The 25,486-nt window shown below is 73.4% G+C and carries 24 protein-coding genes; 13 read left to right on the forward strand and 11 right to left on the reverse strand.

Annotated elements, in window-relative coordinates; all coding sequences use genetic code 11:
- Window positions 1-35: 35 nt before the first annotated feature.
- The 4 genes from PVK74_RS05690 (at window position 36) to PVK74_RS05705 (ending at window position 2,049) form a co-directional block, all read left to right on the forward strand.
- Complete coding sequence (locus PVK74_RS05690) at window positions 36-182, forward strand: hypothetical protein (protein WP_176722891.1); 147 nt, start codon at window positions 36-38, stop codon at window positions 180-182.
- Window positions 182-1,351, forward strand: a complete 1,170-nt coding sequence (locus PVK74_RS05695; RefSeq protein WP_274478398.1) for a YeiH family protein — start codon at window positions 182-184, stop codon at window positions 1,349-1,351. The genes PVK74_RS05690 and PVK74_RS05695 overlap by 1 nt, the downstream gene beginning before the upstream one ends.
- Window positions 1,352-1,513: 162 nt before the next feature.
- A complete protein-coding gene (locus tag PVK74_RS05700) occupies window positions 1,514-1,714 on the forward strand; it encodes a flavin reductase family protein (RefSeq protein WP_233514761.1) in 201 nt (66 codons plus the stop codon).
- Window positions 1,715-1,737: 23 nt separating this feature from the next.
- Entirely contained in the window at window positions 1,738-2,049 is a 312-nt protein-coding gene (locus PVK74_RS05705; RefSeq protein ID WP_113974039.1) for an NIPSNAP family protein, read from the forward strand.
- 17 nt (window positions 2,050-2,066) lie between these two features.
- On the opposite strand, the gene PVK74_RS05710 is transcribed toward PVK74_RS05705, so the two are convergent.
- The gene (locus PVK74_RS05710; protein ID WP_274478400.1) at window positions 2,067-3,065 is read right to left on the reverse strand and encodes a helix-turn-helix transcriptional regulator; all 999 of its coding nucleotides are present in this window, start codon (window positions 3,063-3,065) and stop codon (window positions 2,067-2,069) included.
- Window positions 3,066-3,151: 86 nt separating this feature from the next.
- On the opposite strand from PVK74_RS05710, the gene PVK74_RS05715 reads away from it, so the two are divergent.
- Window positions 3,152-3,730 carry a DinB family protein gene (locus PVK74_RS05715; protein WP_274478401.1) on the forward strand — a complete coding sequence of 193 codons (579 nt, stop codon included), beginning with the start codon at window positions 3,152-3,154 and terminating at the stop codon, window positions 3,728-3,730.
- Window positions 3,731-3,777: 47 nt separating this feature from the next.
- Here PVK74_RS05715 and PVK74_RS05720 read toward each other — a convergent pair whose 3' ends face one another.
- The gene (locus PVK74_RS05720) at window positions 3,778-4,986 is read right to left on the reverse strand and encodes a MalY/PatB family protein (protein WP_274478402.1); all 1,209 of its coding nucleotides are present in this window, start codon (window positions 4,984-4,986) and stop codon (window positions 3,778-3,780) included.
- A 34-nt stretch (window positions 4,987-5,020) separates the two neighbouring features.
- Between PVK74_RS05720 and PVK74_RS05725 the strand changes: the two genes are divergently transcribed.
- Window positions 5,021-5,575: a GNAT family N-acetyltransferase gene (locus tag PVK74_RS05725; protein ID WP_274478403.1), complete on the forward strand. Its 555-nt coding sequence runs from the start codon at window positions 5,021-5,023 to the stop codon at window positions 5,573-5,575.
- Window positions 5,576-5,584: 9 nt separating this feature from the next.
- Here PVK74_RS05725 and PVK74_RS05730 read toward each other — a convergent pair whose 3' ends face one another.
- Together PVK74_RS05730 and PVK74_RS05735 are read right to left on the reverse strand one after the other, a co-directional pair.
- Window positions 5,585-6,409 carry an MOSC domain-containing protein gene (locus tag PVK74_RS05730; protein WP_187692908.1) on the reverse strand — a complete coding sequence of 275 codons (825 nt, stop codon included), beginning with the start codon at window positions 6,407-6,409 and terminating at the stop codon, window positions 5,585-5,587.
- A gap of 6 nt (window positions 6,410-6,415) precedes the next feature.
- Entirely contained in the window at window positions 6,416-8,044 is a 1,629-nt protein-coding gene (locus tag PVK74_RS05735) for an acyl-CoA dehydrogenase family protein (protein ID WP_274478404.1), read from the reverse strand.
- Window positions 8,045-8,221: 177 nt separating this feature from the next.
- Between PVK74_RS05735 and PVK74_RS05740 the strand changes: the two genes are divergently transcribed.
- Genes PVK74_RS05740 through PVK74_RS05765 form a run of 6 tightly spaced genes read left to right on the forward strand, consistent with a single transcriptional unit; the run spans window position 8,222 to window position 15,437 of the window.
- Complete coding sequence (locus PVK74_RS05740) at window positions 8,222-9,760, forward strand: ABC transporter substrate-binding protein (protein ID WP_043324168.1); 1,539 nt, start codon at window positions 8,222-8,224, stop codon at window positions 9,758-9,760.
- Window positions 9,760-10,704, forward strand: a complete 945-nt coding sequence (locus PVK74_RS05745; protein ID WP_030502381.1) for an ABC transporter permease — start codon at window positions 9,760-9,762, stop codon at window positions 10,702-10,704. The genes PVK74_RS05740 and PVK74_RS05745 overlap by 1 nt, the downstream gene beginning before the upstream one ends.
- Window positions 10,701-11,582 carry an ABC transporter permease gene (locus PVK74_RS05750; protein ID WP_210882995.1) on the forward strand — a complete coding sequence of 294 codons (882 nt, stop codon included), beginning with the start codon at window positions 10,701-10,703 and terminating at the stop codon, window positions 11,580-11,582. Before PVK74_RS05745 ends, PVK74_RS05750 begins: the two co-directional genes overlap by 4 nt.
- A complete protein-coding gene (locus PVK74_RS05755; protein WP_274478405.1) occupies window positions 11,579-12,601 on the forward strand; it encodes an ABC transporter ATP-binding protein in 1,023 nt (340 codons plus the stop codon). Before PVK74_RS05750 ends, PVK74_RS05755 begins: the two co-directional genes overlap by 4 nt.
- Entirely contained in the window at window positions 12,598-13,638 is a 1,041-nt protein-coding gene (locus tag PVK74_RS05760; RefSeq protein ID WP_274478406.1) for an ABC transporter ATP-binding protein, read from the forward strand. The genes PVK74_RS05755 and PVK74_RS05760 overlap by 4 nt, the downstream gene beginning before the upstream one ends.
- A gap of 11 nt (window positions 13,639-13,649) precedes the next feature.
- The gene (locus PVK74_RS05765; RefSeq protein ID WP_274478408.1) at window positions 13,650-15,437 is read left to right on the forward strand and encodes a gamma-glutamyltransferase family protein; all 1,788 of its coding nucleotides are present in this window, start codon (window positions 13,650-13,652) and stop codon (window positions 15,435-15,437) included.
- 123 nt (window positions 15,438-15,560) lie between these two features.
- Here PVK74_RS05765 and sthA read toward each other — a convergent pair whose 3' ends face one another.
- Together sthA and PVK74_RS05775 are read right to left on the reverse strand one after the other, a co-directional pair.
- Window positions 15,561-16,964, reverse strand: a complete 1,404-nt coding sequence (gene sthA, locus PVK74_RS05770) for a Si-specific NAD(P)(+) transhydrogenase (RefSeq protein WP_209961855.1) — start codon at window positions 16,962-16,964, stop codon at window positions 15,561-15,563.
- An 81-nt stretch (window positions 16,965-17,045) separates the two neighbouring features.
- The gene (locus tag PVK74_RS05775) at window positions 17,046-18,416 is read right to left on the reverse strand and encodes a glycosyl hydrolase family 18 protein (RefSeq protein ID WP_274478409.1); all 1,371 of its coding nucleotides are present in this window, start codon (window positions 18,414-18,416) and stop codon (window positions 17,046-17,048) included.
- Window positions 18,417-18,561: 145 nt separating this feature from the next.
- Here PVK74_RS05775 and PVK74_RS05780 point away from each other — a divergent pair, with 145 nt between their 5' ends.
- Window positions 18,562-19,800, forward strand: coding sequence for an ROK family transcriptional regulator (locus tag PVK74_RS05780; RefSeq protein WP_069089703.1), 1,239 nt, complete (start codon window positions 18,562-18,564; stop codon window positions 19,798-19,800).
- A gap of 27 nt (window positions 19,801-19,827) precedes the next feature.
- Here PVK74_RS05780 and PVK74_RS05785 read toward each other — a convergent pair whose 3' ends face one another.
- Genes PVK74_RS05785 through PVK74_RS05805 form a run of 5 tightly spaced genes read right to left on the reverse strand, consistent with a single transcriptional unit; the run spans window position 19,828 to window position 25,414 of the window.
- Entirely contained in the window at window positions 19,828-21,240 is a 1,413-nt protein-coding gene (locus PVK74_RS05785; RefSeq protein ID WP_113974051.1) for a GH1 family beta-glucosidase, read from the reverse strand.
- 39 nt (window positions 21,241-21,279) lie between these two features.
- A complete protein-coding gene (locus tag PVK74_RS05790; protein WP_210882980.1) occupies window positions 21,280-22,287 on the reverse strand; it encodes an ABC transporter ATP-binding protein in 1,008 nt (335 codons plus the stop codon).
- Entirely contained in the window at window positions 22,284-23,330 is a 1,047-nt protein-coding gene (locus PVK74_RS05795) for an ABC transporter permease (protein ID WP_209961859.1), read from the reverse strand. The genes PVK74_RS05790 and PVK74_RS05795 overlap by 4 nt, the downstream gene beginning before the upstream one ends.
- Window positions 23,331-23,333: 3 nt before the next feature.
- A complete protein-coding gene (locus tag PVK74_RS05800; protein ID WP_043324151.1) occupies window positions 23,334-24,311 on the reverse strand; it encodes an ABC transporter permease in 978 nt (325 codons plus the stop codon).
- Entirely contained in the window at window positions 24,308-25,414 is a 1,107-nt protein-coding gene (locus PVK74_RS05805; RefSeq protein ID WP_209961861.1) for an ABC transporter ATP-binding protein, read from the reverse strand. The genes PVK74_RS05800 and PVK74_RS05805 overlap by 4 nt, the downstream gene beginning before the upstream one ends.
- Window positions 25,415-25,486: the final 72 nt, after the last annotated feature.

The raw sequence follows: 25,486 nt of genomic DNA on the forward strand, positions 1-25,486 counted from the left end.
CCTCCCTCGCCCGCGCGTACCCGTAGGAGCCCTCCATGAGCAACGCGCCCACGCCACCCGAACCGCCCACCGCAGGCACGTCCCGGCTCGCCTTCAGCGAGGACTGGGCCGCCACTGTCCTCGGCCTCGCGCTGCTGCTCCTGGTGCTGGTCGGCGTCATCCCCGCCGGGCTGGTGCCGTGATGGCCGCCGCACCGGAGCCCGCCGTTCGCAGCACCGCCGCCGGGCCGTCCGCGGCCTCCACCGCGGACGCGCCGCCCCCGGCCGACCTGCGCTCCGGCGCGTTCTGGGCCTGGACCGCCGTGGGTCTGCTGGTGGTGCTCGGGCTGGCCGCGCTCACCCGCTACCTGGAACAGAACGTGCCGGTCTGGGCCGAGGGCAGCGCGGTCGAGGAGGTGGCCGCCGCGATCGAGTACCCGGTCTATGCGATCCTGCTCGGCCTGCTCGGCAACCTGGTGGTCACCGTGACCGGCCTGCGCGACCGAATCTCCGCCGCGTTCCGGACCGAGTTCTTCATCAAGACCGGCCTGGTGCTGCTCGGCGCCTCGATCAACCTGGCAGTCATCGCGAGCGCCGCCGGTCCCGCCATCGCCCAGGCGCTGCTGCTGATCAGCGGCGTGTTCCTGTTCACCTGGTGGCTGGCCGGGCGCTTCGGCCTGGACGACAAACTGCGGGCGCTGCTCGCCTCGGCCGTGTCGATCTGCGGCGTCAGCGCCGCGATCGCCGCCGCCGGCGCGGTCCGGGCACGCCGGGAACAGCTCGCGTACACGGCCAGCCTGGTCATCGCGTTCGCGTTGCCGTCGATCTTCCTGCTGCCGTGGCTGGCCGACGTGCTCGGCCTCTCCGACGCGGTCGCCGGTGCCTGGATCGGCGGCAACATCGACACCACCGCCGCCGTCACCGCGGCGGGGGCGCTCGCCGGTGAGGACGCGCTCCAGATCGCCAGCATCGTCAAGGTCACCCAGAACGCGCTGATGGGCGTGGTGGCGGTGGCCCTCACCGCGTACTTCGCGCTGCGCGTGGAGCGCCGTCCGGACACCCCGCGGCCGGGGCTCGGCGAGCTGTGGCGTCGGTTCCCGAAGTTCGTCCTCGGGTTCGTCGCCGCCTCGGTGATCGCCACCTGGTACCTCGACGTCGCCGGGGCGGACGGCAAGGCCACCATGGCGATCGTCACCGACCTGCGGGTCTGGTTCCTCATCCTGGCCTTCGTCAGCATCGGCCTGGAGGTCCGTGTGTCGTCGCTGCGCGAGGCCGGCTGGCGGCCGGTCACCGTGTTCGGCGCGGCCACCGTGTTCAACCTGGTGCTCGCGCTCGGACTGGCCTCGGTGCTGTTCCACGGCTTCACGGTCTGACCGGCTGGACCTGGCTCGTCGAGCTGGCCGGTGGTGTCCCGGGCCCGGCACGTCGCGGTGCACCTGCTCGGGCACGGCCGGCACGAGGTGGCCCGGAGGTTCGCCGCCAGCGGGATCGACAGGTTCGCCGAGCCGACCCGCTAGCGTCCCGGCCCGGAAGGGGTGCCGGTCCCCGACGACACACTGGCCTGGCTGCTGTGCCGGGTGGTGGACCGGGTCGTCGTCGGGGACCACGCCGTCGTGCTGGCCGAGCCGGAGCTGCTGCGGCACGCCGAGGTCGGGTCGCCGCTGCTCTACCACCGGGGCCGGTACGCGGGCCTGGCCGACACGACCGACCCCGGCGACCGCCGCTGCGCCGCCTGACCGACCGTCGCTATCGTGGCCGCGTGATCACCTGCGTCGTGCACTACACGATCAACCCCGCACAGATCGAGGCGTTCGAGCGCTTCGCCCGCACCTGGATGCGGCTGGTGGCACGGCACGGCGGCGTGCACCACGGCTACTTCCTGCCCGCCGAGGGCGCCAGCGACCGGGCCGAGGCGCTGTTCAGCTTTGAGAGCCTGGCGGCGTACGAGCAGTACCGGGCCCGGTTCGGAGTGGACCCGGAGTTCGTCGCCGCCGACCGGATCCGCGACGAGTCGGGCTGTGTCCTGCGGTACGAGCGCACGTTCATGCGCCCGCTCCTGCCCACCGACTGACACCCCGGCCGGCCCGGCTATCGAGGCGGGTTCGGGCCCTCCGCTGCTGCGGCGTAGCGGCGGGCCAGGTGGGCGAACGCCTCCCGCAACTCGGGCGGCCCGACCACCTCGATGTCGGCGTCGTAGCGGCCGAGCAGGGCGGCCAGCCCGGCCCACGACCAGCCGCCCTGGGTCAGACGGCAGCGATCGGGCCCCAGCTCCTCGACGATGCCGTCGCGGGTCCACGCGGAGACCGTCCGGGCGGGCAGGTCGAGGATCACCTCGCCCCGGCAGGGCCAGTCACCCGGCCCGGTGGCGCCCTTGAACCGGCCGGCGATGTACGCCGCGACGTCCCCGCCGGGCAGCTCGCGGGGCGTGAACCGGGGGCCGGTGGGCGTACGCGGGCTGATCCGGTCGACCCGGAACGTGCGCCAGTCGTCGCGGTCCAGGTCCCAGGCCACGAGATACCAGCGCCCGCCCCAGGTGACGAGGTGGTGCGGCTGCGCGCGGCGCGGCGGCGCGTCGGGAGCGGACGCCGACACCGAGTCGTAGTCGAAGCGCAGCTCCTCCCGGGCGTGCACGGCGGCGCTGAGTGTCATCAGCAGTCCCGGCTCCACGCGGGCCGCGGCGGGCGTGCCGGCCCGTTCCACGGCGATCACCCGCAGCGCGTCGACCCGGTGGCGCAGCCGGGGCGGCATCACCTGCCGGACCGTGGTCAGCGCCCGCGCGGCGGCCTCCTCGATGCCGGTCACGCCGGTGGCGGCGGTCTGCAACGCCACGGTCAGCGCGACCGCCTGCTCGTCGTCGAAGAGCAGCGGCGGCAGCGCCGAGCCGGCGCCGAGACGGTAGCCGCCCTCCGGGCCCTTGGTGCTCTCGATCGGATAGCCCAGCTCCCGCAGCCGGTCGACGTCGCGGCGCACGGTACGCGCGCTGACCCGTAACCGTTCGGCGAGCAGCGCGCCCGGCCAGTCCCGGCGGGCCTGAAGCAGGGACAGCAGGGAGAGCAGTCGCGCGGAAGTCGTCGGCACGACACGCATTCTGCCCGCAGAAGAGGACACATCCTGACCGCTATGCCTGCGAGTGTGGGCCCGTACCCGATCAGGACCGGAAGGAACCGATGACGATGACCGGCACCACCACGACCCCCACCACCCTGGACGCCGAGCGGACCGACCTGCTGGCCGAGCTCGCCGAGGCCCGGAACATGCTGACCAACACGGTGCGCGGCCTGACCGACGAGCAGGCCGGGCAGAAGCCGACGGTCAGCGCGCTCTGCCTGGGCGGCCTGATCAAGCACGTCGCGTCCACCGAGGAGGCGTGGCTGCGGTTCGTGGTCGAAGGCCCGTCGGCGATGTCCTTCGCCATGCCCGAGGGCGTCACCTGGGAGGACTTCCTGGCCGGCAAGGCCCGCGAGCTGCCGCAGTGGGCGATCGAGCGGGGACGGGACTTCCAGATGCTGCCCGAGGACACGCTGCCGGCCATCCTGGACCGCTACGCCCGCATCGCCGCCCGTACCGAGGAGATCGTCGCCGGCGTCGAGGACCTGTCGGCGACCTGGCCGGTGCCGGACGCGCCGTGGAACGAGCCCGGCTCGGTCCGCAGCATCCGGCGGGTGCTGATCCACGTCATCGCCGAGACCACCCAGCACGCCGGGCACGCGGACATCCTGCGCGAGAGCATCGACGGGCAGACCACCACCTGAGCCGGCCGGGGCACCGGCGCCGCGGGGCGCCGGTGCCGGCCCGGCCGTCAGCCGGTCGCCGCCCGGCCCATCCGGGTCACCGCCTCGGTGAGCACGGCGGGGGAGGTGGCGAAGTTGAGTCGGACGAATCCGGCGCCGCCGGCGCCGAAGACGTGCCCGGAGCTGAGCGCCACCCGGGCCCGGTCGAGGAACATCCGCGCCGGCCCGGCCAGGTCGCTGGCCACCCCCGGGCCGTCGCCCGCCTCGGTGGGCACGCCGAGGGCGCGGCAGTCCAGCCAGGCCAGGTACGTGCCCTCCGGCGGCCGCCACGACACGGCCGGCAGGTGCTCGGCCAGCAGCGACCCGAGCAGCGCCCGGTTGGCGTCCAGGCCGTCGAGCAGCCGGTCCAGCCACGGCCCGCCGGCCCGGAACGCGGCGGTGTGCGCGAGCACGCCGAAGTGGCTCGGGCCGTGGCTCACCTCCTCCGGCATCCGGGCCAGGTCGTCGGCGGCGTCCGGCCCGGCAACGGCGAGCGCCGCCTTGAGCCCGGCGAGGTTCCACGCCTTGGACGCCGACAGCAGCGCGAACGCGTTCTGGGCGCCGGGCACCGTCAGGTACGGGGTGAACCGCGCACCTGGTAGCGCCAGCGGCGAGTGGATCTCGTCGGAGACCACCCGGACGCCGTGCCGGGCGGCCAGCTCGGCGACGGTGGCCAGCTCGTCGGGCCGGTGCACCACGCCGGTCGGGTTGTGCGGGTTGCAGAGCAGGAACGCCGGCCGCTCGCCGATCGCACGAGCGCGCCGGAACGCCTCCTTCAGCGCGGCCGGGTCGAGCCGCAGGTCCGCGCCGAGCGGCGCCTCGAGCACCTGCCGGTCGGCGTGCGTGACGAACGCGTAGAACGGCGGGTAGACCGGGGGAGTGACCACCACCGCGTCGCCCGGCCCGGTGACCAGGCGCAGCACCTCGACCGTGCCCATCATGACGTCGGGCACCAGCGTGGTCCGGCCGACCGGGAAGTCGGCCCAGCCCCACCGCTGCGCGGCGAACCCGCCGACCGCCTCGGCGTACGCCGTGCCGTACGCGTAGCCGGTGTCGCCCAGGTCGACCGCGCGGCGCAGCGCCTCGGCCACCGGCGGCGCCAGCGGCACGTCCTGCTCGGCCACCCACAGCGGCAGCACGTCCGGCGGGTACAGCCGCCACTTCACGCTGGTGCGTGCCCGGAGCTGGTCGAGTGTGAGCTGGGTGAGTGGGTTGCCGTCGTCGGCGGAAACGACCATGCGGCTCACCCTAGGTTCCTCCTACCATCGCCCGATGGCCCACCCGGCGTACCCGCTGCGCACGACCCGGCTGCTGCTGCGCCCGGTGACGCTCGACGACCTCGACGACGTGCACGCCTGGCAGCGCCGTCCGGACGTGGTCCGCTGGATGGCGGGCGCCGCCCCGCGTACCCGGGCGGAGTCCCTGGCGTCGGTGACCGCGATGGCCGGCGAGGACGCGCTGCGCGCGGAGGGCGACTGCCTGACGCTCGCCGTGGTGCGCGACGGGCGGGCGATCGGCGCGGTCGAGCTGGTGTGGCGCAGCGCGGCGGACCGCACCGCCGAGCTGGGGTACGTGTTCCACCCCGACCACGGCGGCCGGGGGCTGGCCACGGAGGCGGCCGGGGCGCTGCTGGACTGGGGTTTCGGCGAGTTCGGGCTGCACCGGGTGGTGGCCCGCTGCCACGCGGACAACGAGCCGTCGGCGCGTCTGATGGCCCGGCTCGGGATGCGGCGGGAGGCGCGGCACGTGCGCAGCTACCGGTTCCGGGGCGGGTGGGCCGACCAGCTCGTCCACGCGATCCTGGCCGACGAGTGGCGTGGCCGCTGAGCGGCCGGATCAGGAGACGGTGACGGGATCGCCGACGCGGATCTCGCCGGTGGTCTCCGGGACCAGCCGGATGCCGAACCAGGTCTTGCCGTCGTGGCGCCGGTGCCGGGCCAGCGTGCGGATGGGCTCCTTCCCGCTGGCGAGGGTCTGCGGGTCGATGAGCGTCACCGAGCAGCGGTCGCAGCGTTCGGAGACCCGGAAGTCGACGGCGCCGATGCGCACCCGTGTCCAGCCGTCCTCGGCGAACGGCTCGAACGGCCCGTCGAGCACCACAGTGGGCCGGAACCGGGCCATCGCCAGCGGCTCCGGGGCCGGTTCGCCGCGTTCCAGCGCGCCCTCGACGATCCAGTCCCGCAGCCGCCGCAGCGACGGCGCCGTGGCGACCAGCAGCGGCCCGGCGTCGGAGAGGTTGAGCGGGTCACCGGGCCGGCCGCCGTGCTCGGCCGACATCGGCCGGCGGCGCGGGTCGTCCAGCCAGGCCAGCCGCACCGGCCGGCCCAGCCGCGCGGAGAGCCAGTCGTGAGCCTCGTCGGCGGCGAGCCGGACCGTGTCCAGCCGGGACACGTCCGTCGGGACGAGCGGCCCGTCCACCGGCTCGGCGACCGTCAGCGACGACCCGTCGCGGGCGGTGAGCGTGAGCGACCCGGGCCCGGGCGCGGCGGTCAGGCCGAGCAGCGCCGGCAGGGCGGTCGAGCCCACTTTGCCGCCGTCGGGGCGCAGCACCACCCAGCGGCGGTCGTGACGCAACCCCCACGGCTGGACCTCGGCCCGGTCGACGTCGACGCCGCCGAGGGACTTGACCGGATACAGGTGGGCCGAGACCAGACGCGTCATCGCCGTTCAGCCGATCTTCGGGGTGGCGCGGTCGATGATCGCTGCGAGGTCCAGTCCGCCGGGTAGCGTCCCGTACGCCTGGCCGTGGTCGCCGCCGAGCCGGGACGCGCAGAACGCGTCGGCGACCGCGGGGTGGCCGTGGCGTACCAGCAGCGCGCCCTGCAGCACCAGCGCCAGCCGCTCCACCACGCGCCGGGCGCGCAGCTCCAGGTCGGTGTGGTCGGCCAGCTCGTCGCGCACCCGGCGCACCGCGGCGTCCAGTCGCGCGTCCGCGCCGGCCGCGGCGGCCACCTCCGCCTCGTACGCGGCGAGGACCTGCGGTTCCCGGGTGAGCGCGCGCAGCACGTCCAGCGCGGCGACGTTGCCGGAGCCCTCCCAGATCGAGTTCAGCGGCGACTCGCGGAACAGCCGCGGCATGCCGGACTCCTCCACGTAGCCGTTGCCGCCCAGGCACTCCAGCGCCTCGGCGGCGTGCCCCGGCCAGCGTTTGCACACCCAGTACTTGCCGACTGCGAGGGCGAGGCGCTTGAACGCGGTCTCGCCGTCGTCGCCGCGCGCCGACCGGTCGGTCGCCCCGGCCAGCCGGATCATCAGGACGGTGGCGGCCTCGGACTCCACGGCCAGGTCGGCCAGCACGTTGCGCATCAGCGGCTGGTCGGCCAGGTAGTCGCCGAACGCCCGGCGGTGGGTGGCGTGGTGCACGGCGGTGGTCACGCCGTGACGCATCCCGGCCGCCGCGCCGATCACGCAGTCGAGCCGGGTCAGGTTGACCATGTCGATGATGGTGCGCACGCCCCGGCCCTCGTCGCCGACGCGCCACGCCACCGCGTGCTCGTACTCGACCTCGGCGGAGGCGTTGGAGCGGTTGCCGAGCTTGTCCTTGAGCCGCATCAGCCGCATCGGGTTGCGGGCGCCGTCGGGCAGCACGCGGGGGACCAGGAAGCAGGTGAGGCCGCCGGGCGCCTGGGCGAGCGTGAGGAACAGGTCGCACATGGGCGCGGAGGTGAACCACTTGTGCCCGACGAGCCGGTAGCTGCCGTCCGGCTCAGGGCGGGCGGTGGTGGTGTTGGCGCGCACGTCCGAGCCGCCCTGCTTCTCGGTCATCGACATGCCGGCGAGCAGGCCGCGCTTGGTCTGCGGCGGGCGCAGCCCGAAGTCGTACTCGCGGGTGGTGAGCAGCGGCTCGTAGCGGTCGGCCAGCTCCGGGCTGTGCCGCAGCGCGGGCACCGCCGCGTAGGTCATCGAGACGGGGCAGCCGTGCCCGGCGTCGGGCCGCCACAGGTAGAAGCCGGCCGCGCGGGCCACGTGCGCGCCGGGTCGGTCGTCGGCCCACGGCGCGGCGTGCAGGCCGTGCCCGACAGCGGTACGCATCAGCTCGTGCCAGGACGGGTGGAACTCCACCTCGTCGATCCGGTTGCCGTACCGGTCGTGGGTGCGCAGCACCGGCGGGTGCTCGTTGGCGAGCCGCCCGTGTTCGGCCGCCTCCTCACCACCGGCGAGACGGCCCAGCTCGTGCAGCCCGGGCAGCGCCCATTCGGCGCCCTCCCGGGTCACGCCGTCGCGCAGTGCCGGGTCGTCGGCGGTGTCGTGGCCGACCATCGGGGGGACCTGGTTGACGACCTCGTGTGTGGTCACGGCGGCAACTCCCAGCGCGGTGGCGGATCGGGTCGGGGCCCGGATTGAACCACCGTTCACTCCGCACCGGCAACACCGATCGACCAGTCATTTTGGCTGGATTCGTTTGACATCATCCGGCTCGGAGACAAGACTCGCCGAAACTTTCTTTTGTCCGGGAAGTGGCAAGGGGGGCCTGTGTCCAGGAACAAGCTCGGCGCGTTCGGCGCCGCACTCATCCTCACCGTCGGCGTCCTGTCCGGATGCACCGGCGGCGAGGCGGTCGACGTCGGCGGCGGGGGGAACGCCGGCGGCGAAGGCGGAATCCTCAACGCCGCGATCGGCGGCGAACCCGACCAGCTCGACCCGCACAAGACCTCGGCCTACTACAGCTTCCAGGTGCTGGAGAACGTCTACGACACGCTCGTCGAGCCGGACGCCGACCTGAAGATGGTGCCGTCGCTGGCGACCAAGTGGACCACCAGCGACGACCAGCTCACCTGGACGTTCACGCTGCGCGAGGGCGTGAAGTTCTCCGACGGGTCGCCGCTGACCTCCGAGGACGTCGTCTACTCCTTCGAGCGGATCATCAAGGAGAAGCTGAACAACGCGTACAAGTTCGCCACCGTCAAGTCGGTCACCGGGCCCGACCCCGCGACGGTGGTGGTGACGCTCAGCGCGCCCACGCCGAACCTGCTCGCCAACCTCGGTGGGTTCAAGGGCGTCGCGATCGTGGAGAAGTCCAACGTGGAGTCCGGCAAGGTGAAGACCGCGCCGGTGGGCAGCGGCCCGTTCACGGTGGCCGGCTACACCTCCGGCGACAGCATCAAGCTGGTGCGCAACGACGCCTACTGGGGTGAGAAGCCGAAGCTCGACGGCGTCACGTTCACCTTCGTCAAGGACCCCACCGTGGCGCTGCAGAACCTGCGCAGCGGCCAGGTGCAGTGGACCGACAACCTGCCGCCGCAGCAGGTCAAGTCGCTGCAGGACGGCGACGACCCGGTGGTGAAGTCGGCGGCCTCCACCGACTACTGGTACGTGGCGCTCAACGAGGCCCGCAAGCCGTTCGACAACCCCGAGGTGCGGCGCGCCATCGGGTACGCCCTGGACCGGGAGGCGATCACCAAGGCGGCGAAGTTCGGCCTGGCCACCGTGAACCAGACCGCCATCCCGAAGGACAGCGCGTTCTACTACGACTACGCGCCCTACAGCCACGACCCGGGCAAGGCCAAGCAGATGCTCGGCCAGGCGGGCGTGAGCAACCTGACCATGGACCTGATGGTCACCAGCGAGTACCCGGAGACGGTCAGCGCCGCCCAGGTCATCGCCGCCCAGCTCAAGGACGTCGGCATCACCGTGAAGATCCGTACGCTGGACTTCGCCCAGTGGCTCGACGAGCAGGCCAAGGGCAACTTCGACGGGTTCATGCTGGGCTGGCTCGGCAACATCGACCCGGACGAGTTCTACTACGCCCAGCACCACAGCGGCGGCACGTTCAACTTCCACAAGTACAAGAACCCGGCGGTGGACAAGCTGCTGGACGACGCGCGCACCCAGACCGACCAGGGCGCCCGCAAGCAGGCGTACGAGCAGGCGGCGAAGCAGATCGTCGACGACGCCAGCTACCTCTACCTCTACAACCCGGACGTGGTGCAGGGCTGGTCGAAGAAGGTCTCCGGCTACGAGGTGCGCACCGACCGGGCGATCCGGTTCCGGTCGGTCGCCCTGGCCAAGTGATGGCCCGCTTCGTCCTGCGGCGGGCACTCCAGTCGGCGGTCGTGCTGATCGGCGTGACCCTTGTGGTGTTCCTGCTGCTGCAACTCGTGCCGGGCGACCCGGTCCGGGTGGCGCTCGGCACCCGGTTCGACCAGGAGACGTACGACGCGTTGCGGGAACGGGCCGGCCTCGACCAGCCGCTGCCGGTGCAGTACGCCAGCTACCTCGGGCACGCGCTCACCGGTGACCTGGGGGTCAGCTTCCGCACCGGCCAGCCGGTGAGCCAGATCGTGCTGGAACGGCTGCCCGCCACGCTGTCCCTGGCCGTCACCGCGGTGCTGTTCGCGCTGCTGGTGGCGTTCCCGCTGGGCATCGTCGCGGCGGTACGCAGCGGCTCCGCCGTGGACCACGCCGCCCGCGTGTTCAGCCAGTTCGGCGTCTCGGTGCCGGACTTCTGGATGGGCATCATGGGCATCCTGCTGTTCGCCGGGGTGCTCGGCTGGCTGCCACCGTCGGGTTACGTGGCGCTGACCGAGGACCCCGGCCGGTGGGCCACCCACGTGGCGCTGCCGGCGGTCACCGTCGGCCTGGTCACCGCCTCCATCCTCACCCGGTTCATCCGCTCCTCGGTGCTGGAGGTGCTCTCCGCCGACTACGTGCGGACCGCCGAGGCGAAGGGGCTGCGCAACCGGGTGGTGATCGTGCGGCACGTGCTGCGCAACGCGCTGATCCCGGTGGTGACTGTGGTCGCCGTGCAACTGGCGAGCCTGCTCGGCGGCGTCATCGTCATCGAGGTGCTGTTCGCCTGGCCGGGCATCGGCCGGCTCACCTTCGACGCCGTGCAGGCTCGCGACTATCCCGTCCTGCAGGGCGCGGTGCTGCTGGTGGCCGCCCTGTTCCTGCTGGTCAACCTGCTGGTGGACATCCTCTACGCCCGCCTCGACCCGAGGATCACGGTCAAGTGAGCGCCACGACCGAGAGCACCGGGCGCCGCGTCCTGGACGCGCTGCGCCGCGACCCGCTCGCCGTCGGCGGCACCATCGTGCTCGTGCTGCTCGTCGTGGTCGGTGTGGCCGGCCCGTGGCTGGCCCCGGCCGGCGTCAACGACGTCGACGTGGACCAGATGTTGCGCCCGCCCAGCGGCGCGCACCCGTTCGGCACCGACGAGCTGGGCCGCGACGTGCTCAGCCGGGTGCTCGTCGCCGCCCGCGTGTCACTGCAGGTCGGCGCCGTGAGCGTCGGCATCGCGCTGGTAGCGGGCGTGACGCTCGGGCTGCTCGCCGGTTACTACCGGGGCTGGCTGGACAGCGTCCTCATGCGCTGCATGGACGTGCTGTTCGCGTTCCCGGTGCTGCTGCTGGCGGTGGCCATCGTGGCGGTGCTCGGCCCCGGCCTGCTCACCGCCATGGTCGCCATCGGCGTGGTCTACACGCCCATCTTCGCCCGGATCACCCGCGCCGGCGTGCTGTCCGTACGCGAGCAGGTGTTCGTCCGGGCCGCCGTGTCCATCGGCGCGTCCGATCTGCGCATCATGCGCCGGCACGTGCTGCCGAACATCGCCGCGCCGCTGATTGTGCAGACGTCGCTGTCGCTGGCGTTCGCGATCCTCTCCGAGGCCGCGTTGTCCTTCCTCGGCCTGGGCATCCAGCCGCCCGCGCCGGCCTGGGGCCGGATGCTGTTCGACGGGCGCGGCTTCGTCACCGACGCCTGGTGGCTGGGCGTGTTCCCGGGCGCGGCGATCTTCCTCACCGTGCTGGCGTTCAACCTGGTCGGCGACGCGCTGCGGGACGTGCTCGACCCGCGCCAGCTCACCCTCGCCGAGGCCCGCCGGAGCACCCCATGAGCGAGCGCACCGAACGCATGCCGAGCCAGCGCCAGCGGCCCAGGACCGACTCGACGGTGCTGTCCGTGGACGACCTCACCGTCACGATCGGCACCCGCCGTGGCCCGGCCCGCGCCGTGGCCGGCGTGTCCTGGCAGGTACGGCAGGGGGAGACGTTCGCGCTGGTCGGCGAGTCCGGCAGCGGCAAGAGCATGACCCTGCTCGCCGCCACCGGTCTGGCCCCGCGCGCCGCGACGGTCACCGGCCGGGTGCGGCTGCTCGACCACGAACTGACCGCGCTGCCCGACGACCGCCGCCGCGGGCTGCGCGGCCGGCACGTCGGGTTCGTCTTCCAGGACCCGATGACCTCGCTCAACCCGGTGCTGCCGGTGGGCCGGCAGGTCACCGAGGCGGCCGAGGAGCACCTCGGGCTGACCCGCCGCGCCGCCCGCGACCGGGCGGTGGAACTGCTGGAGCTGGTCGGCATCCCGTCGGCCGCGCGGCGCGTCGACGCGTACCCGCACCAGTTCTCCGGCGGCATGCGCCAGCGCGTCGCCATCGCCATGGCGCTGGCGTGCGAGCCGGACCTGCTGATCGCCGACGAGCCGACCACCGCGCTGGACGTCACCACGCAGGCGCAGATCATCGAGCTGGTCGCCGACCTGCAGGCGCGGCTGGGCACCGCAGTCGTCTGGGTCACCCACGACCTGGGCGTGGTCGCCGGCATCGCCGACACCGTCGCGGTCATGTACGGGGGACGCATCGTCGAGCAGGGCCCGGTCGACGCGGTGTTCGACACGCCCACCCACCCGTACACCCGGGCGCTGCTGGCGGCGCGGCCCGACCCGTCCCGGCGCGGCGAGGACCTGGTCGCCATCCCCGGCGCGCCGCCGAGCCCGCTGGACCTGCCGGCCGGCTGCGCGTTCTGGCCGCGCTGCCCGGTTCGCGCGGACCCGCGCTGCGAGCACGAGCTGCCACCGCTGACGCCGGTCGGCGACGGGCACACGGTCCGCACCTTCTATCGTGGAGAGGCCGGATGAGCGACGACACCCCCGACGTGATCGCCGAGCTGGACGACCTCGCCGTGCACTTCCCGACCCCGGCCGGAACGGTCCGCGCCGTGGACGGCGTCACGCTTGCCGTACACCGGGGCGAGACGCTCGGGCTGGTCGGCGAGTCGGGCAGCGGCAAGTCCACCGCCGGGCTGGCGCTGCTGCGGCTGGTCGACCCGAGCGCCGGGCGGGTCCGGGTGGCGGGCGCGGACGTGACCCGCTGGTCCCGGCGCCGCCTGCGCGCGACGCGCCGCCACGTGGCGATGGTGTTCCAGGACCCGCAGGCGTCGCTGGACCCGCGCCGCACCGTCGGCGACAGCATCGCCGAACCCCTTGTCGTGCACCGGCTCGCCACGTCCCGCACCGCCCGGCGGGAGCGGGTGGCCGAACTGCTGGACCTGGTCGGCCTGCGCGCCGACACGGCCGGCCGGCATCCGCACGAGCTGTCCGGCGGCCAGCGCCAGCGCGTCGGCGTGGCCCGGGCGCTGGCCGGCGAGCCGGATCTGATCGTCCTGGACGAGCCGATCGCCTCGCTCGACCTGAGCGTCCAGGCGCAGATCATGAACCTGCTGCGGCGCCTGCAACGCGACCTCGGGCTGACCTACCTGTTCATCGCGCACGACCTGGCCGCCGTGGAGCACATGAGCGACCGGATCGCGGTCATGTACCTGGGCCGCATCGTGGAGACCGGCCCACCGGAGCGGATCTACCGACGCCCGGCGCACCCCTACACGGCGGCGTTGCTGTCGGCGGTGCCGGTGGCCGATCCCCGGGTCGAGCGGCAGCGCCGCCGCATCGTGCTCACCGGCGACATCCCCAGCCCGGTGGACCCGCCGAGCGGCTGCCACTTCCGTACCCGATGCCCCCAGGCCCGCCCCGCGTGCGCCGAGACCGATCCGGCGCTGGCCGAGGTGGGTCCGGGCCACGAGGCCGCGTGCCTGTTCCCGCTCGACGGCGAGCGCGACGGCAGCCCGGGGGAGGAGGGCGGCGCGACGGACCGCGCCGACATCGCCGGCACGGCGTAGGCTCACCGCCGATGACGTTCACCACCCGGCCGACGCTGCGCGGCACGTTCGGCATGGTCTCGTCCACGCACTGGCTGGCCAGCCAGTCCGCGATGGGCGTGCTGGAGCGCGGCGGCAACGCGTTCGACGCCGCCGTGACCGCCGGGTTCGTGCTGCACGTCGTGGAGCCGCACCTCAACGGCCCGGCCGGCGAGGTGCCGGCGATCCTCGCCACCGCTGCCGACCCCACTCCGCGGGTGCTGTGTGGCCAGGGCCCCGCGCCGGCGGGCGCCACCGTCGCGCACTTCCGGTCGCTGGGCCTGGACCTCGTCCCCGGCGCCGGCCCGCTCGCCGCCGTGGTGCCCGGCGCTGTCGACGCGTGGCTGCTGTTGCTGCGCGACCACGGCACCCGCACGCTCGCCGAGGTGCTGGAACCGGCGATCGGCTACGCCGCCGTCGGCCACCCGCTGGCCGGCGCCGCCGGGCAGACAGTCGCGCGGGTCCGGTCGCTGTTCACCGACCACTGGCCGACGTCCGCGCGGCTCTGGCTGCGCGACGGCCGCCCACCCGCGCCGGGGGAGATGATCACCAACCCGGCGTACGCGGACACGCTGCGCCGCCTCGTCCACGCGGGACGGGCCGCCGGTGCGGACCGGGAGGCGCAGATCGAGGCGGCCCGGCGCGCCTGGCGGGAGGGTTTCGTCGCCGAGGCGATCGACGCGTTCAGCCGGCTGCCGTTCCGCGACTCCAGCGGGCGCGCACACGCCGGGCTGGTCACCGGCGACGACCTGGCCGGGTTCTCGGCCACCTGGGAGGCGCCGGTCACGCTGGACTGGCGCGGGCACACGATCGCCAAGACCGGCTTCTGGGGGCAGGGCCCGGTGCTGCTGCAGACCCTGGCCGTCCTGGACGCGCTCGACGACCCGGCGGTCTACGATCCGTCCAGCTTGGACGGCATCCACGCGCAGGCCGAGGCGCTGAAGCTCGCGTTCGCCGACCGGGAGGCGTGGTACGGCGACACCGACGTGCCGGGTTCCGCGCTGCTGTCGGCCGGCTACGCCCGTTCGCGGGCCGCGCTGATCGGCGATCGCGCCGACACGTCGCTGCGTCCCGGCAGCCCGGCGGGCAGCCCGCCCCGGCTGCCGTCGCACCTGCGGGCCGACGCGGACCGGCGGGCCGTCCCGCAGGACCCGAGCACCGGCGAACCCACGGTACGCGCCGACGGCGTGACCCGCGGCGACACCTGCCACGTCGACGTGGTGGACCGGTGGGGAAACATCATCTCCGCCACGCCCAGCGGCGGCTGGCTGCAGAGTTCACCCACCATTCCGGAGCTGGGCTTCCCGCTGGGCAGCCGGTTGCAGATGTGCTGGCTGGAGGAGGGGCTCGCCTCGACGCTGCGGCCGGGCCGGCGTCCGCGTACCACGCTCAGCCCGACGCTCGTGCTGCGCGACGGCGAACCGGTGATGGCGTGCGGCACGCCCGGCGGCGACCAGCAGGACCAGTGGCAGCTGCTGTTCCTGCTGCGGCACCTGGCCGGCGGGCAGGACCTGCAGGAGGCGATCGACGCCCCCACCTGGCACACCACCAGCTTCCCGGCGTCGTTCTACCCGCGCGAGGTCGAGCCCGGCGTGCTGGTGCTGGAGGACCGGATCGACCCGGATGTGCTGGCCGGCCTGCGCGCGAGGGGCCACACAGTCCGCCTGTCCGACCCGTGGAGCCTGGGCCGCATGTGCGCCGTGACCCGTGACCCGAGCACCGGAGTCCTCTCCGCGGCGGCAAACCCCCGAGGCGCCCAGGGCTACGCCACAGGCCGCTGACCCCTCCCGCGCCCCTCCCTTCCTCGTCGATCTTGCACTTGCGGCCCGGGCACAGCGGTCATAACGGGCGCTCCCGGGGCAGCAAGTGCAAGATCAACGGGGTGGAGGGCGGGGCAGCAGGGGTCAGTCGTTGATTCGGGTTATGTTGCGGATCTTGTTGGCGGCGTCCAGGGCGGCCACCTTGTACGCCTCGGCCAGGGTCGGGTAGTTGAACACCGCGTCCAGCAGGTAGTCGACGGTGCCGCCGCAGCCCATCACCGCCTGCCCGATGTGGACGATCTCGGTGGCGCCGGTGCCGAACACGTGCACCCCGAGCAGCCGCCCGTCCTCCGGTGAGACGAGCAGTTTCAGCATCCCGTACGAGTCGCCGACGATCTGCCCCCGGGCCAGTTCCCGGTAGCGGGCGATGCCCACCTCGAACGGAGTGGACGCCTCGGTCAGCTCCTCCTCGGTCTTCCCGACGAAGCTGATCTCCGGAATGGTGTAGATGCCGATCGGCTGCAGGTCGGACATGCCGCGGGCCGGTTCGCCGCAGGCGTGCTGGGCGGCCAGCCGGCCCTGCTCCATCGACGTGGACGCCAGCGCGGGGAAGCCGATCACGTCGCCCACCGCGTAGATGTTCTCGACGGCGGTGCGGTAGTTCGCGTCGACCGCGATCCGGCCGCGGTGATCGGCGGTGAGCCCGGCCGCGTCCAGCGCGAGGTCGTCGGTCTGTCCCTGCCGCCCGGCCGAGTACATCACCGTGTCCGCGACGATCTTCTTGCCGCTGCGCAGCACGCAGAGCGCTGCGGTGCGGTGCTTCTCCACGGCGGCCACCTCCTCGCCGAAGCGGAAGGTCACCGACAGGTCCCGCAGGTGGTACTTCAGCGACTCGACGATCTCCTCGTCGCAGAAGTCGAGCATCCGCGGGCGGCGCTCGACCACCGTCACCTTGGTGCCGAGCGCGGCGAACAGCGAGGCGTACTCCATCCCGATCACCCCGGCGCCGACCACGACCATGCTGCGCGGGACGGCCTGCAGGTTGATCACGCCGTCGGAGTCGACGATGGTCCGGTCGTCGAAGTCGACGCTGTCCGGTCGGGCCGGGCGGGTGCCGGCGGCGACGACCGCCTTGTCGAAGCTGATCCGGGTCTCCCGACCGGAGCCGGCGTCCACCCAGACGGAGTGGGCGTCGGCGAACCGGCCGGTGCCGGTGATCAGCGCGACCTTGTTGCGGGCCAGCTGGTCGCGGATCACGTCGGTCTGCCGGGTGATCACGTGCTGGGTGCGGGCGGCCAGGTCCGCGACGGTGATGTCCTCCTTGACCCGGTAGCTGCTGCCGTAGAGGTCGCGCTGGCTCAGCCCGGTCAGGTAGAGGACCGCCTCGCGCAGCGTCTTCGAGGGCACGGTGCCGGTGTTGATGCACACGCCGCCCAGCATGTCGCGGCGATCGACGATGGCGACGCGGCGGCCCAGCTTGGCCGCGGCGATCGCCGCCTTCTGTCCACTCGGTCCGGAGCCCAGCACCAGCAGGTCGTAGTCATACACGAGCGCCAGCCTCGCAGGGTCTCGCAACCCGCTCCAGCGGCAGGGCTCCGCGCCGGGGGTGGAACGCGGAGCCCTGCCGGGTCAGCGGCCCTGCAGGGAGCGGACGTTGTCGCCGAACGTCCAGCCCTTCGACCCGTCCCAGTTCACCGACCAGGTCATCAGGCCCTTCAGCCGGCCCTGGTAGGTGTTCCACGCCTGCGCCACCAGCGCCGGGCTCATGTACCCGCCGCCGGCGCCGACCTGCGCGGGCAGCCCGGGGACCTGCCGGTCCAGCGGTACGCGGACGGTGGTGCCCTGGATGACCAGGCCGGCGTCGAGGCAGTTGGTCTGCGCGACGAAACCGGCGACGGTGCCGGCCGGGTACGAGTCACCGGCGCAGCCGTACATCGAGCCGTTGTAGTACTGCATGTTGAGCCACCAGAGCCGCCCGTTGTCGGCGTACTTCTTGACGATCGGCAGGTACGCGCCCCAGATCGAGCCGTAGGTGACGCTGCCGCCGGTGACGTACGCGGTCTCCGGCGCCATGGTGAGCCCGAACCCGGCGGGCATCTGGGCCAGCACCCCGTCGATGATCCGGATCAGGTTGGCCTGCGAGGGGGAGAGCTGGTTGATGTTCCCGCTGCCGGTGAGGCCGGTCTCGATGTCGATGTCGATGCCGTCGAAGTTGTGCCGCTTGAGGATCGGCACGACGGTGGCGACGAACCGGTCGGCGACGGCGCTGGAGCTGAGGTCGATGCCGGCGGTGGCGCCGCCGATGGACAGCAGCACGGTGAGTCCGGCGGCCTTGGCCTGGCACACCTGGGCGGGGGTGGGCACCTTGACGCCGGCGTCCATGCCGTCCTCCCAGAGCACGGTGCCGTCGGCGCGGATGACCGGGAACGCGGCGGTCACCACGTTGTAGCCGTGGCCGGTGATCCGGGAGTCGGTGATCGGGATCCAGCCGAGGCCGGGGTGTACGCCGTTGGCGGCGCCGTCCCAGTTCTCCCAGTAGCCCTGCAGCACCTTGCCGGTCGGCCGGGACCGCAGCGCGCAGGTGTCCCCGCCCGGGGTGGTCGGGCTGGACGACACCGTGGGCGTGGGGGTAGGCGTCCGGGTCGGGGAAGGGGAGGTGGAGGCGGACGGGGAAGGCGACGGCGGGCGGGTGGTGGGGCTCGGCGACGGCGTGCCGCCGGTGCAGGCGCCGAGGTCGGTCCAGAGCGCCGGTACGGCGGCCGGGTTCCAGCCCGCGCCGGCCGGCGGGGTGTGCGTGACGAGCGCCTGGTACAGCCGGCCGCCGTAGGTCGCCCGGCTGCCGGCGGTCCAGGTGACGCCCTCGGCCCAGGCCGGCGCGTCACACGCGACGAGCGCGCCGACGGCGCCGGTCGTGGTGGCGGCGGTGGCGGGCAGGGCGGCGGTGGCGGCGAGCAGCGCGACGCCACCGAGCAGTGCGGTCATCCCGCGTCCGAGTCGCATTGACATACCTCCTCATCGATGCGCCGGAGGTTATCAGTTAACTTTGTTAAGTGTAAATGCGCAGTACGCTGTCACCGCTTGGTTCACGGCGTGAACGCAGACGAACGCAGGTCGCCGTGGGCGGCCGGGAAGGGACGGCGGCGACGTGGACGCCAGACGCACCACGGTGCGCGACATGCGCCGGGCCAACCGGTCGGTGCTGCTGACCCGGATCTGGCTGGACGGCCCGCTCAGCCGGCACGAGCTGGGCCAGTCCACCGCGCTCAGCCTGGCCAGCGTCAGCAACCTGGTCGGCGAGATGATCAACGAGGGCCTGGTCGAGGAGGCCGGCTCGGTCGAGTCCGACGGCGGCCGTCCCCGCGTGCTGCTGCGCGTCGCCCCCGGCTACGGCTACCTGGTCGGCGCCGACGTCGGCGAAACCCGCGTCCAGGTCGAGCTGTTCGACCTGAGCATGACCGCGCTGGCCAAGGCCGAGTACCCGATCGCCGCGACCGGGCCCGACCCCGAGCGGGTCGCCGCCCACCTGCGGCACGGCCTCGCCGCGGTGACCGAACAGGCGGGCGTCGACCCGGCCGCGGTGCTCGGCTTCGGCGTCGCCGTCGCCGGCACGGTCGAGCGCACCGCCGACGCCGTGGTGCACGCCCAGACACTCGGCTGGGACGGCGTCCCGCTCGGCGCGATGCTGCGCGCCGACGTGCCGGTGCACGTGGACAACGGCGCGAAGACGCTCGGCCAGGCCGAGATGTGGTTCGGCGCCGGCCGCGGCGTCCGGCACGCGGTGGTCGCCCTGGTCGGCTCCGGCGTCGGCGCGAGCGTGGTCGCCGACGGCGTCGGCTACCGCGGCGCGCACAGCAGCGCCGGGGAGTGGGGCCACACCACCATCGTGTACGGGGGCCGCCGCTGCCGCTGCGGCAACCTCGGCTGCCTGGAGGCGTACGTCGGCGCGGAGGCGGTGCTGGACCGGTTCCGCCAGGCCAACCGGGGCCGCCCGGCGCCGGGCGCGGACGAGGAGACCGCCTTCGGTGAGCTGCTGCGCTCCACCAGCGGCACCGCCGCGAAGGTGATCGACGAGACGGTCGGCTACCTGGGCGCCGGGGTGGCGAACCTGGTGAACCTGTTCAACCCGGAGCGGGTGGTGCTCGGCGGCTGGGCCGGGCTGGCCCTGGGCGAGCGGCACCTGCCCGCGATCCGTGCGGCCACCGCGCGGCACGCGCTGCGCCAGCCGTACGCGCAGACCTCGATCGAGCTGTGCCGGCTCGGACCGGACGCGGTCGCGATGGGCGCGGCCACCCTGCCGATGACCCGGCTGCTGCGCGACGGCGGCGTGCCCCGCGACCCGGCCGCCCGCCCCTCCCCGGCGTGGGGGCCGGCCCGCCGTCACTGACCGGCCCGGCCCCCACACCGCGCGCCGTCAGCGCCGGCCGCGTACCCGCCGCACGGTGTCCCGGTACCACAGCGCGCTGCGCTTGGGGATGCGGCGCTGCGTGTCGTAGTCGACCCGGACGATGCCGAACCGCTTGTCGTAGCCGTACGCCCACTCGAAGTTGTCCAGCAGCGACCAGGCGAAGTAGCCGCGCACGTCGGCCCCGGCCGCCCGGGCCCGGGCCACCGCCCGCAGGTGCTCGGCGAGGTAGCCGACCCGGTCGTCGTCGGCGACGAACCCGTCTGCGTCCGGCTCGTCGTCGAACGCCGCGCCGTTCTCGGTGATCACCATGGGCGTGCCCGGGTAGTCGCGGTGCAGCCGCACCAGCAGGTCGGTGAAGGACTCCGGCACGATCTCCCAGTCCATCGCGGTACGCGGCAGGTCACGCCGGACCACCCGGCGTACCGGCTTGCCGTCGTCGTCGCGGTCGCGGCCCTGCTCGTCCACGCCGGAGTGCAGCTGCCCGAAGTAGAAGTTCACGCCGAGCACGTCGATCGGGGTGGCGATGACGTCCAGGTCGCCGTCCTCCACCGGAATCCGCACGCCCTCGGCGGCCAGGTCGGCGATCACGTCCTGCGGGTACTCCCCGCGCAGCACCGGGTCGAGGTAGAGCCGGTTGCCCAGCCCGTCGGCGGCCCGCGCCGCGTCCCGGTCGGCGGCGCTGTCGGTCGCCGGGTCGGCGGTGGCCAGGTTCAGCGTGAGGCCCAGCTCGATCGGCGCCGAGGCCGCCTCGCGCAGCCGCCGCGTCGCCAGCCCGTGCCCGAGCAGCAGGTGGTGCGCCGCGGCGATGCCGTCACCCAGGTTCCGCCGGCCGGGGGCATGGTCGCCGTAGGCGTACCCGAGCATCGCCGAGCACCAGGGCTCGTTGAGCGTGGTCCAGGTGCGGACCCGGTCGCCGAGCGCGGCGAAGACCAGCTCGGCGTAGTCGGCGAACCGGTACGCGGTGTCCCGGTTCGGCCAGCCGCCCGCGTCCTCCAGCTCCTGCGGCAGGTCCCAGTGGTACAGCGTCACCCACGGCTCGACGTCGCGGCCGAGCAGCTCGTCCACCAGCCGGTCGTAGAAGGCCAGCCCGGCCACGTTCGCCGGGCCGCGCCCGCCCGGCTGCACCCGCGGCCAGGCCACCGAGAACCGGTACGTGTCCAGCCCCAGGTCGGCGATGAGCGCGACGTCCTGCGGCATCCGGTGGTAGTGGTCGCAGGCCACGTCGCCGTGATCCCCGTTCGCCACCGCGCCCGGCACCCGGCAGAACGTGTCCCAGATGGACGGCGTGCGGCCGTCGGAGGCCACCGCGCCCTCGATCTGGTACGACGACGTCGCCACCCCCCACCGGAAGGTCGGCGGCAGCGTGTCGATCGGGTCCGCGCCGGCGACTGACGACGGGCGGGTGAGGTCGGTGTCCATGGCTCTCCTCGCGGGTAGCGGGTGGTGGTGTCGGGCGGGTCAGCGGGACAGGGGCGCGACGGCCGGGTGCAGCCGGCACGCGACGGCCCGCGCCGGGTCGTCGACGTACGGCGCGCCGAGCACCGGCACCTGCTCGTCGCACCCGTCGAACGCCTTCGGGCAGCGGGGGTGGAACGCGCAGCCGGACGGCATGGCGCGCAGGTCCGGCGGGGAGCCGGGGATGCCGGTCAGCTCCCGGCGCGGACCGTGCAGCGCCGGGAACGAGTGCAGCAACCCCTCGGTGTACGGGTGCAGCGGCTCGACGTACAGCCGGGCGGCGGGCGCCTCCTCGACGATCCGGCCGCCGTACATGATCGCGATCCGGTCGGAGAACTCGACAAGCAGCGACAGGTCGTGGGTGATGAACAGCACCGCGAAGCCGAGGCGTTCGCGCAGCTCGGCGAGCTGGCCGAGGATCTGCCGCTGCATCACCACGTCCAGCGCGGTGGTCGGCTCGTCCATGATGACCACCTGCGGCTCCAGCGCCAGCGCCATCGCGATCATGACGCGTTGCCGCATGCCGCCGGAGAGCTGGTGCGGGTAGCTGTCCAGCCGGTCGGCGGAGATGCCGACCAGGCGCAGCAGCTCCTTCGCCCGGGCCAGCCGGCTCGCCGCCGTGCTCTTCGGCTCGTGGGCCCGGATCACGTCGAGCAGCTGGGTGGAGACCTTGTGCACCGGGTTCAGCGAGTTCATCGCGCCCTGGAACACGATCGACGTCTCCGCCCAGCGGAACTCGCGCAGCTTCGCCGGGCTGAGCGTGAGCACGTCGACCGGCGGGCCGTCGGCCGGGTGGTAGATGACCTGGCCGCCGCTGACCACGCCGGGCGGGGGCAGCAGCCGAGTCAGCCCGTAGGCCAGGGTGGACTTGCCGCTGCCGCTCTCCCCGGCCAGCCCGAGCACCTCGCCGCGGTGCAGTGTCAGGTCGACGTCGCGGACCGCGCGCACCGCGTCCGCGCCGACGCCGTAGTCGACGCACAGCCCGCGGATCTGGAGCACCTGGTCGCTCATGAGGTCGCGTCCTCTCGGGTGGGGTCCGCCGGCCGCTGCATCGGGACCGGCGCCGGATTCGGCGCGAGCACCGGGGTGAACCCGACGCGCATCGCGACGGTCCGACCGTCGGCGGTCCGGATCCGGGTCCGGCCGCCGGTGCGCAGCCGGGGGCTGACGAACTCGTCGATGCCGAAGTTGATCAGCGCGAGCGCGGTGCCGAGCAGCGCGATGGCCAGCCCGGCCGGCACGAACCACCACCAGGCGCCCTGCGCGAGGGCCTGCTGTCCCTGCGCCCAGAACAGGATCGTGCCCCAGTTCCACGACGAGACCGACGAGACGCCGATGAACGCGAGGGTGATCTCCGACATGACCGCGAAGATGACGGTGCCGACGAAGCCGGAGGCGATGATCGCGGTCAGGTTGGGCAGGATCTCGAAGCCGATGATCCGCCAGGTCCGCTCGCCGGTGGCCCGCGCCGCCTCGACGTAGTCGCGGCGGCGTAACGACAGCGTCTGGGCGCGCAGCACCCGGGCGCCCCAGGCCCACGACGTGAGGCCGATGATGAGCGCCACGAGCGTGTCGCTGGCCTGGTCGACAAGGGACGTGACGATGATGATCAGCGGCAGCGCCGGGATCACCAGGAACACGTTCGACACCGCCGACAGGCCCTCGTCGGCCGCGCCGCCCAGGTAACCGGCGGTCACGCCGATCAGGATGGACAGGATCGTGGCGAGCACGCCGGCGGTCAGGCCCACCACCATCACGCTGCGCGCGCCGACCAGGATCTGGCTGAAGATGTCCTGCCCGAGGTGGGTGGTGCCGAACCAGTGCCGGGCCGAGGGGGCCTGCAGCACGTCGGCGCTGCGCGCGTCCGGGTCGTACGGCGCGATCCACGGTCCGATCACCGCCAGGAGCACGTACACCCCGAGGACGGCGAGGCCGGTCGCGGCCTTGCCGTTGGCGACGAAGCGGAACCGGCGGCGGCGGGCCCGGGCCGAGGGCTGCGCCATCGCGCCCTGGCCGGGGATGACCTGCTCGATGCTGGACGGGGAGAGTGTCATCGCTCAGCTCTTTCGGGTCCGCGGGTCGAGGAGCAGGTACGCCACGTCGGCGAGCAGGTTCGCCACCAGCACCGAGATCGTGATGATCAGGAAGATGCCCTGCATGAGCGGGTAGTCCTTCGACCCGACGGCCTGGAAGAGCTGGAACCCCAGACCCGGGTACGAGAAGACGATCTCCACGAGCAGCGTGCCGCCGACGATGAAACCGAGCGACAACGCGAACCCGGACACGTTCGGCAGCAGCGCGTTGCGGGCGGCGTAGCTGAGCGCCACCCGGCGCTCGGAGAGCCCCTTGGCGTGCGCGACGGTGATGTAGTCCTCGCTGGCGACAGTCACCATCATGTTGCGCATGCTGAGGATCCAGCCGCTCATCGACGACACCAGGATGGTCGCCGCGGGCAGGATGCTGTGCTGGATCGCGCTCGGGATGAAGTACGCGTCGAACGCCGGCACCAGGCCCGGCTCGTAGCCGCCGGAGGACGGGAAGAAGCTGCCCGGCCCGGCGAACAACGCGATCGCGACCAGGCCCAGCCAGAAGTACGGGATCGAGGACAGGAACGTGGTGGCCGGCAGCAGTCCGTCGATCCAGGAGCCGCGCCGCCAGCCCGCGCCGACGCCGAGCGCGGTGCCGAGCAGGAAACTCACGATCGTGGTGACGCCGACCAGGCCGACCGTCCACGGCAGGCTGCTGCCGATCACCTCCGACACCGGCGCGGGGAAGAACGTGAACGACAGTCCCAGGTCGCCGCGCAGCAGCTGTCCCCAGTAGGCGACGTACTGCTCCCACAGCGAGCGGTCGGAGTCCAGCCCGAACAGCACCCGCAGCGACGCGATCGCGTCGGCGCTGATCCGGCCCTGGTTGCGGGAGATCAGCGACTGGACCGGGTCGCCCGGCACCATCCGCGGGATGAAGAAGTTCAGCGTGATCGCCGCCCAGGCGGTGAACAGGTAGAAGGCCACCCGTTGCAGCAGGAACCTCACCGGGCCGTCTCCGTTCCGGCCTGCTCCGCGTTCTCCGCCTTCTGTGTCGCGACGGTCTCGGCGTCGAACAGCCAGCACGCGGCCCAGTGCCCGGGCGCGTCGTCGACCGGGATCGGCGGCGGCAGGTCGGTGGCGCAGCGCGGCATGGCCGCCGGGCAGCGCGGGTGGAACCGGCAGCCGGCCGGCGGGCGGATCAGGCTCGGCGGCTCGCCGTGGCCCCGCTCGCCCGCCGCCGCGCCGTCGCCGCCCGCGCCGGTGATCCGCTCCGGGTCGGGCGCCGATTCGATCAGCAACCGGGTGTACGGGTGCGCCGGCCGCTGGGTGACCGTCTCGCTGTCGCCGCCCTCGACCATCCGCCCGGCGTACATGACGATCGTCTCGTCGGCGAAGTAGCGGGCCGAGGCGATGTCGTGGGTGATGTAGAGGATCGCCAGGTCGAGCCGGTCCTTGAGGTCCTGCAGCAGGTTGAGCACGCCCAGGCGGATCGACACGTCCAGCATCGACACCGGCTCGTCGGCGAGCAGCACCTCCGGGTCGGCGCCGAGCGCCCGTGCGATCGCGACGCGCTGGCGCTGCCCGCCGGACAGCTCGTGCGGGAACGCGTCGAGGTAGCGCTCCGGCGGGGTCAGGCTGACCCGGGTCAGCAGGTCGGCCAGCGCCTTGTCCAGCCCGTCCGGCCCGGTCCCGGCGTTGCCGTGGATGCGCAGCGACCGGGTCAGGTGGTAGCGGACCGTGTGCACCGGGTTCAGCGAGGCGAACGGGTCCTGCAGGATCAACTGCACCCGCCGCACGTACGCTCGGAACCGGCGTCCGCCGCGTACCCGGGTCGAGCGGCCGTGCAGCCGGATGTCGCCGCCGGTGCGCGGGTAGAGCTGGGCCAGCAGCCGGGCGACTGTGGACTTGCCGGAGCCGGACTCGCCGACCAGCGCGGTCACCCGGCCACGGCGCAACTCGATCGATACGTCGTCGACGGCGTGCACCACCGCCGGGGTCCGGGAGAGAAGGTCACGCAGCCGCCGGCGGACGGGGAAGTGCTTGGTCAGGCCGACGGCCTCCAGCACCACCTCGTCGGCCGGCGCCGGTGCGCTCTCGGTCAACGTCATGCCGAATTCCTGTCTGGGGTTGCCGGTAGCGAGGGGCGGGCGTCGCCGGCCCGGCCGGGCGATCGTGGCCGG

It is taken from the genome of Micromonospora chalcea (assembly GCF_028768405.1).
GTDB lineage: Bacteria > Actinomycetota > Actinomycetes > Mycobacteriales > Micromonosporaceae > Micromonospora > Micromonospora chalcea.